This window comes from Mesorhizobium sp. M7A.F.Ca.AU.001.01.1.1 (assembly GCF_004022735.1).
Lineage (GTDB): Bacteria > Pseudomonadota > Alphaproteobacteria > Rhizobiales > Rhizobiaceae > Mesorhizobium > Mesorhizobium ciceri.
The window spans coordinates 1-7,706 of the sequence record NZ_RZPF01000270.1 but is presented as its reverse complement, the minus strand read 5'-3'; the positions used below and the strand labels follow the sequence as shown (position 1 = coordinate 7,706).

The 7,706-nt window shown below is 62.4% G+C and carries 8 protein-coding genes and 2 pseudogenes; 4 read left to right on the top strand and 6 right to left on the bottom strand.

All coding sequences use genetic code 11. The features are described 5' to 3' along the window. Nucleotides 1-380 (top strand): annotated as a pseudogene (locus tag EN884_RS17740) (hypothetical protein); the annotation flags it as partial. A 150-nt stretch (nt 381-530) separates the two neighbouring features. Further along, a complete protein-coding gene (locus tag EN884_RS17735; RefSeq protein ID WP_023809774.1) occupies nt 531-1,052 on the top strand; it encodes a hypothetical protein in 522 nt (173 codons plus the stop codon). A 33-nt stretch (nt 1,053-1,085) separates the two neighbouring features. On the opposite strand, the gene EN884_RS17730 is transcribed toward EN884_RS17735, so the two are convergent. The 4 genes from EN884_RS17730 to EN884_RS17715 form a co-directional block, all read right to left on the bottom strand. Then, nucleotides 1,086-1,616: a dihydrofolate reductase family protein gene (locus EN884_RS17730; protein WP_027162137.1), complete on the bottom strand. Its 531-nt coding sequence runs from the start codon at nt 1,614-1,616 to the stop codon at nt 1,086-1,088. 88 nt (nt 1,617-1,704) lie between these two features. Further along, complete coding sequence (locus EN884_RS17725; RefSeq protein ID WP_063168827.1) at nt 1,705-2,337, bottom strand: hypothetical protein; 633 nt, start codon at nt 2,335-2,337, stop codon at nt 1,705-1,707. Between the two features lie 17 nt (nt 2,338-2,354). Next, complete coding sequence (locus tag EN884_RS17720) at nt 2,355-3,977, bottom strand: FAD-binding oxidoreductase (protein ID WP_063168828.1); 1,623 nt, start codon at nt 3,975-3,977, stop codon at nt 2,355-2,357. Between the two features lie 188 nt (nt 3,978-4,165). After that, nucleotides 4,166-4,408 carry a DUF1344 domain-containing protein gene (locus tag EN884_RS17715; RefSeq protein WP_013530037.1) on the bottom strand — a complete coding sequence of 81 codons (243 nt, stop codon included), beginning with the start codon at nt 4,406-4,408 and terminating at the stop codon, nt 4,166-4,168. A 446-nt stretch (nt 4,409-4,854) separates the two neighbouring features. Between EN884_RS17715 and EN884_RS17710 the strand changes: the two genes are divergently transcribed. Beyond that, nucleotides 4,855-5,349, top strand: a complete 495-nt coding sequence (locus tag EN884_RS17710; RefSeq protein WP_063168829.1) for a DUF2314 domain-containing protein — start codon at nt 4,855-4,857, stop codon at nt 5,347-5,349. A gap of 13 nt (nt 5,350-5,362) precedes the next feature. Here EN884_RS17710 and EN884_RS17705 read toward each other — a convergent pair whose 3' ends face one another. Further along, entirely contained in the window at nt 5,363-6,313 is a 951-nt protein-coding gene (locus tag EN884_RS17705; protein ID WP_164747158.1) for a DUF3137 domain-containing protein, read from the bottom strand. An 83-nt stretch (nt 6,314-6,396) separates the two neighbouring features. Then, nucleotides 6,397-7,452, bottom strand: a complete 1,056-nt coding sequence (locus EN884_RS17700) for a CapA family protein (RefSeq protein WP_063168830.1) — start codon at nt 7,450-7,452, stop codon at nt 6,397-6,399. Between the two features lie 71 nt (nt 7,453-7,523). Here EN884_RS17700 and EN884_RS17695 point away from each other — a divergent pair. After that, nucleotides 7,524-7,706: pseudogene (locus EN884_RS17695) on the top strand (hypothetical protein); the annotation flags it as partial.

Sequence of the window (7,706 nt, the reverse complement as noted above, 5' to 3'; positions counted from 1 at the left end):
ACATCCATGTCTGGGCCAAGGGGCCCGTCGGCGAAGCCACGCGCAACGAGCCCGACACCTTGCTCGAACGCGACATGGGCGCTGACGGCACCATCTTCGTCACCAGGCGCTATCAGGTCTTCACCGAAATGATCCTGCGCCTGATCGACAAGGGCGTCTCCTTCGTCGAGATCGGCGGCAATGACGAGATCATGGCCACGGTGCTCTCCACCGATACGATCGCCATTCCCGAAGGCATGCACATCCTGTTCAGCTATCCGCTGCCGGCCGATCAATCCACGCGCCGCACCGGCATGATCGTTGCCGTGCGCAAACTGCATCTCGTGCTGCCGGCGCTGATCAAGTCCGGCGCCAGGCTCGAACACGTCTACGATTACTGAGGCCTTTCGGTCACGCCCGGCCAAGATTAGGCATTTCCTGGGCTCCGCCACGCCCATTCCACAATCGCGGCCAAATCCCGCCTTGTTCGCGCGCGAAGGAATGGGAAGAAATGGAAGGGCTGCCGGGGGGCATCTCGAAGGGACAAGACCGTGATCAAGACCGCCCTTGTCGCCATGACCATTGTCGGCTGCGACTGCGACGCCAAGCTTTGCGAATATATCGGCGAGACGCCGGCCAAATGGTCGACCGTCGCCGAGTGCGAAGCGGCGATGAAGAGCCAGATGCTGCACGAGCGCAATTTCAACTATCCGCTCGTCTCCGGCATTTGCCGCACGAAGGGTTCGTCGTCCTCTTCGCAGCTGGCCGCGACCGCATCGCGCCCGGAATTGAAGCCCGCCAGCCGCGTCGTCAGAACCGAAAGCCCGCTGCCGCCGGAACTCAGCCACCGGCCGAGCGTCTCGGTCGGTTCGCCGACGACCGCCATGGAAGCCGACGCCGCCCGGCCCGTTGCCTATGAACAGGTGGTCGATGGCGGAACCGGTGTGCTCTATCGCACCAAGAACGGCTACGCCGTGGTCAAGACCGATCTCGGCCGCGCCGCCTCGGCAACCGCCGACGCCGCGAAGCGCTCTGTGAACTGGCTGGCCGGACTGGTGCCGAAGGGGCTGTAGGCCCGCTGGCGTCTCGGTTCGACGACCGCGTGATCAGGCAGGCACATAGGTCAACCTGATCACGTCGTCGCCAATCAAATCGCTGGCCACAAAGCGAAGCGGCGGCCGGGGGCCGGCGAAGAATGGCTTGCCATGACCAAGCACGAACGGATGGAGGTAGAGTTGGTACGCATCTACAAGACCAAGGTCGGTCAGGCTTCGTGCCAGGCCTGGTCCAGAAACTGAAATCTCCCCGACGAGCTTAGCCTTAAGCCCGCGTATCACCGCCTCGACGTCATCCGCGACAAGTGTTGCGTTAGGGCCGGCCGACTTCAGAGAGCGCGACACAACCCACTTCGGTTGGCTCCGCCACGCCGCCGCGAATTCATGCGCCTCCGCGCTCCACTCAGGACTGTCTTCGTCCCAATAGCGCATGACCTCGTACATGCCGCGACCGTACACACTGCCGCTCAAATTGCGCACTTGCTCTATCCAGTGACGAAAGATCGTCGGGCCCGACGGCATTTTCTGGTGGTCGACATAGCCGTCGAGTGACTGGTTCATTCTGAAAATGAGCTTCGCCATGCTGCAGGATCTCCAACCCGGGGTCTTCAGAATAACTTGAGCCGCCGTTACGCAAAACCCCAGCCGAAATCCAAACTGAGACACGATCCTAGTCCGGCCTGAACCTGACTTTCAGGCTCTGCCAGAACTTGTCGACAAGCGGCTTTTCGGTCGCTGCATCCTCGCCGGCAATGCGGGTGATGAACAGCAGCCCCCGATCGGCCAGGCCGAAGCCGACGATCTCGAAATCGGCGGTGTCGGTGCGTGTCTTCACCTCGGCCCGGATCCCGGTCAATTCCTTGCCGTCGGCGAGTTTGCGCGTGGTCGGCCCCTGCGTCAGCTTGGCGCCGGCCTGCACCGATTGCCTGGTCATCTCCTGCAGCATCAATTGGTTGAGCGACACCGGATTCATGGCGCCATACTCCTGCACGACGACGATCGTGCCCAGCGCCGAGGCCATCAGATACTGCGTGATGTCATCGCCGAGATCGGTCTTGGTCACCGAAATGCCGCTGGGGTGGACGAAGGAAAAATCGCTGCCGGAAAAGGTAGCGAAGTCGTTGCGCGCGAGCGTCACCTTGCTCTGCTTGCCGCCGGGCAGCGTCACATCGGCGCTCTCGCCGGGATCGATATCGACCGTCACGCCGTCGATGGTCAGCTTGAAGGCCTTGAGATCCTCGCCTCCGGCCGGTCCGGCGCACAGCGCGATGAGGGTGAGTGCCGCCGCCGATACCATCCGCATGGCTGTTCTCCTGCTTCTTACGACACCCCGCTCAGCGCCTTGATGGCACGGTAGAAGGTCGAGGAAAACAGTTCCGTTGGGTCATACTGCCGCTTCGCCGCCAGGAAGGCCGGCAGTTCGGGATAGGAGGCCAGCAATTCCCTGGCCGTATAATGCAGCTGGTAAGGCAGGAAGAAGCGCCCGCCATGCTTGATCGTCACGTCGATCAGCGCCCGCGTCAGCGCCCGCATCCTGGCATTGCCGTCGGCATCGGTCGGCTGGTTGACGTAGAGCACCAGCGAATAGGCCGGCTCCGGCGCGTAGGTCAGCGCCACATCCTCCCTGTGGACGATGCGCACCGAAGCATTGAGCACCGGCAGCGTCTGCTTGCGCAGGATCTCGCGCGCTTCCGCGATGAATTCGACATAGGCGGCACGCGGAATAAAATATTCGTGCAGGATGTCGGTCTCTTCCATCTGATCGTTGAACAGATAGGGCACCGAATCGTGCATCGGGTTGTTGCGGGTGACGAGACAGGCCTCGCCCTCGGCCATGGCCGAGGTGCGCGCCACCGTGCAGCTTTCGAATTTCGGCTCCAGTGTCTTTTCGGTGAACCACTTCAATTCCTGGAACAGGCTGCCCCATTTCGCCAGGTTGATGATCACCCGCTTCAACCCGACCGATCCCGGTTCGCCGATCTCGGGCTGATCGGCCGGCGGCCGCTCGGCCACCTTGTCGTAACGGTAGACGATCATGTCCTCGAGGAAATTGCCGGGCGCCGTCGACAGATGGCCGTAGAACAGGCCGATATCCTTGTTCGGCTCCAGCACCTTGGCGAAGAATTCCGGAAAATCGTCCGATTTGATGATTTCGCGCGAGGTGCGGTAGACGGCGTTGTCGACGATGTCGAGCGTCGCCTCCAGCACCACGCCGAACAGGCCGTAACCGCCGACGACGTGGCGGAACAGATCGGTGTTCTCGGTCGGCGAGCAGGTCGTCACCGAACCGTCGGCCAGCATCACCCGCATCGAGCGGATCGAGCCCGCCACCGAACCCGCCTGGTGGTCCATGCCATGCGCATTGGCCGACAGCGAACCGCCGACCGAGAAGATGTCGGTCGACTGCATCGCCTTCACCGCGAAGTGCGGATGCAGAAGGTTCTGGATGTCATGCCAGCGCGCGCCCGGCTGCAGGGTCATGGTCTTGGCCGCCGCATCGACGGTGACCCTGTTGAACTTTCTGAGGTCGAGCACCAGCGCGTTGTCGTCGAAGGCATGCCCGCCCATGGAATGGCGGATGGCGGCCAGCGATATTTTCAGCCCATTGGCACGCGCGAAGGCCAGGGCCTTGGCGATGTGCTCGTCCCCGCTGACCTCGACCACGCCGTAGACCGGCGTCATCGACAGGCCGCTGGCATCGTTGATGTCACCACCCTTTGCCGACCAGGGCAGTGACGCATCGAAGGCCGGCGCATTGTCCAGCGGCTTCAGAGGCAGCGCGAAGCCGTCTATATCGGCTATCCGTCCTGCGTTCTTCGGCCCCGAAGGTCCGCGTGCCAGCCGCGCCACCGTGTTGCCGCCCCACAGCACCGCGCCGCCGACGACAGCCGCACCCAGCAGCAATCGCCGCGACAGGCGAAACCCTTTTTGCTCGTCGGCCATGACTATCCCCCGGTGGCCAAGGGATAGCGCGGCTCTTTGGCAAAAACCATAGCGGCGCCGCCGGGACGGCGGTTTGCCTGGCGTCGAGGGTGAAGGGCACGAAAATGGCCGGTCCCCGGAGGACCGGCCAGAATGGAACAGGGTCTGAAATTGCGTCAGCAGGTCTGCCGACGCACGATGCCCTCGCCTTACGAGGCCTTCTTGATCGACGTCACGATGCCGGTCTTGTCATCGACGGTCACCGCCACCTTGGCGCCGACCTTCAGTTTCCCGATCGTCGCTTCGGGCGACAGCTGGTAGATCTTGCCGTCGTCGAGGGTGATCGACTTGGTCGTCGGATCGACGGCCTGAATGGTGCCCTGAACGGTCGCGGCATAAGCGGTGCCGAGGAAGGCGAGCAGAGCAGCGGTGGTTGCGAGGGTCTTCTTCATTGGTAAGCACTCCGTGCTGTTTCACTTTTCCGGACCGCCGCCTTGGGAAACGACAGCACCGGACGGCCTGAAACTGGACGGAAAGCGCACCCTCCGCAAATCACATTGGGTGAATTTTCGCAAACAATATCATAGGCTTAATTCCGACACATTATCTGCGACCTAGATCATTTCAGGCCGCTTCGGCTCCCCCAATGAACGCACTTCTGTCCGCGAAAAGAGTCACTTGGCCGATTGTGACGGGCGGCTTTCGATCACCACGCAGCCGCCGCAATCCATCTCGGGCGGCATCACGAAACAGAGCGCTGACCGATCGTCGATACACATTTTGTTTCGCGGATCAGTTCAAAAACCGCCACGCCAACGCTGATCAAACTCGCGCTACGGTTGCAAACCGACGTCGAATGCGGGATGGTGTCGACCGTTGACATGAAGGGGGGCCTTCCATGAAGCTTGCAGTCTGGACTGCGATGTCCCTGATGCTGGCGCTTGCTCCAGGATTGGCCGGCGCACAAGCCACGGATCCGGGCGACGACAAAACAATTATCTTCACTCCCGGCGACCCAGAGATGGCAGCGGCCACCGCGCAGGCGCTCGCCAGCCTGGACGACTTCCTGGCACTGTCCGAGGCGCCTCCCGCCGACACAGAGAGGTTCAAATTGAAGGTCAAGGTACGGGACGGCAACGTCACCGAACACTTCTGGGTCATACCGTTCCGCCGCACCGAAACCGGATTTGTCGGCATGTTGGCAAACCAGCCGGAGGAAGTGCACAACGTCGTCCTCGGCCAGAACATAGAATTCACCAGGGACGATATTTCCGACTGGGGATACACACGCGGCGGACGTCAGGTCGGCAGCTTCACCGTGTGCGTCATGTTCAACAAAATGTCGAAAGAAGAGGCGGACTACATGCGTGACAAATACGGCTTCGAGTGCTGAAAGCGCAGCCCGATCAACCCGCTTCGTCCTTCGCGCCGATCTTGCGCACAAGTGCCGCCGTCGCCAGCATCGCGCCCATGTCCGATATCATCGGCGCGACATGCCTGCTGTAGTCGAGCGGCACCGAAATATCCGGCAGCTCGAAGAAGTTCTTCGTCTGCGGCAACAGTAGGAAACCATCGCTGCCGTTGAGCGCGACGCGGGCTGGGTCGTCCGGCCAGGTTTCGCCAAGCCATTTCAGCGCCTGCGCCAGCCGGCCGCTCACCAATGGCTGTGCCGCCCCGAGATTGTCGGTGCGGAACTCGTAGGCGGCATCGAGCAAAGCATCGCCGCTGGACAGCTCTTGCAGCTTGCTGGCAAATATGCCGCGAAAGAAGCTGATCACCGCGTTGGTCCGCCGCGTCGCCACCAATATGCCGGGAAACGGCGCGATGGTCTCGAAAGCGACGATGACGCCCTGGAAGGCGGTCGAGGAGCCCTTGCCCGACCCTTCCCGCAGATGCGCCTCGTACAGTTCGAACGGAAACCCCTCATAGCGGCCCGCCACGATGTCGTCGAACGCCTGCCGGTTGAACGGACCAACCGCCGTGCGCGGCAACCGGTCGAAGGAATTCGGCGTCACGCCATGCTGGTAGCGCATGTCGGCGATGAAGCCGAATATGATCGGCAGCAGCGTCTCGCGGAACGATTGCTGCAGCCGCGTCGCCGGTTTCCTGGCCTGGAAATAGAGCAGGATCGAAGCCGCGAAGCCGATCACATAGAGAAATACATGCGGCGTCGAGACCCATTGCTCGTTGGGGTCGGCGACCTTGTTGAACAGCCAGGCGACCAGCACCACGGCCACCAGCACCAGCCCCACGAACACCGGCACCCGCCAGCGCACCTGCCGGACCGCCGAAGCCCTCGCCGCTTCATAGGCCTCGATGTCTTTTCGGATGCCGGCGATGACCGTTTCGCTCGGCATGAAATCCGCTGATTCCACCGCTACCCCCGCAATCCTGCCTCTGCGGGAGCATGATAGTTGGTTTTGCAAGGGCCGCCAGATGGTTAAGCGGGAACGCCTTCATCGGTTGGTGGAGAAGGGAAGACCGCTTTCAGTCGCTCCGCGACCCTGTCACGCATTCGGCCCTCCAAAGCCTCCATCAACACCAGCCGCTCGTGGTCGCCAGCGCGCAGGCGCATGAAGGGATGCATCCGGTAAGACGCGATCCTGCCGCGCGTACCGGCATCGGCACTGACATCGACAACGAGGATAGAGCCGATGCGGCCCGGCCATGGCTGCCGGGCAAAGGCGGTACCGAGGAAATCGCCGAGCCCATAGGCGACGATCGTCCCGTCAATCTTTTCCACCGGCTGCACGACATGGGCATGATGGCCCGCGATCAGCCCGGCGCCCTGCCCGGCCAGCCGCCTGGCCAGCGCTCGCGTCCCGTCGCGCGGAAAATGTCGGAACTCCCAGTCCCAATGCGGCACGGCGCAGAGAAGGTCCAAGCCAGCGGGTGGCCAGCTCGCCGGATCGCTGTCCATCGAAACGCGCCCGGCAAACAGTTTTTCATCGGCGTTCCGCCACAGCGTGAAGGCGGCGAAGCCGATATCAAGCGATCCAACCTGAATCGGCACAACCGGACCGTCGGCCAGGCCGATCGTGCGGATGCCGAGCCGCAGCAACGCCGCGATTGTCTCGTCGAAACCGGCGATGCCCTGATCCAGCACATGGTTGTTGGCCAGCGACAGCACGAGTTTTTCGCGCGCAACACCAACCGCCGTCAGCGCCTCGGCCAGGAACGGCTCGCTCATCGCATGATGCGTGCCGAGCCTTGTGCCCAGCACCGCGCTTGGCCTGTCCACAACAGGGCTTTCGCAATTGCCGATCACCAGATCGGCAGCGCCGAGCAGCGCCTTGATCGCCGGATCGCAATCCGGCGCGCTGCGGTTGGCCACCGCCGAGATGTCGCCGACAAAGGCAAGCCGCACCGCTTGCTTCGGCGGTGGATCCATCAGCGTCCCGGCCATCGGCGCAAAGTCTTGAGCGTCGCCGGCCAGTGACGGCTTCAGGAAACGCGGCAGCCAGGACAGCTTGTAGGAAAACGGATAATTCGACACGCGATGCCCAATTGTTTGCCCTGTGTAGACCGTCCGCGGGGCGGGTTGAAGCGCGACGCTGCAAATGGTGTATGTTTGCACTGCGCGACAAACATTGGGGGGAAAAGATGACACGACTGGCAGGCCTGCTGACATCCGCTTTCATTCTGCTCCTGCCGCTGTCTTCCGCGTCGGCGGCAATGCCAGAAGCGGCAACCACATTGTTTGAGGCGAAGACCGTGGCCGCGCGCGACACCGCTCTCTCGACGCTGGAG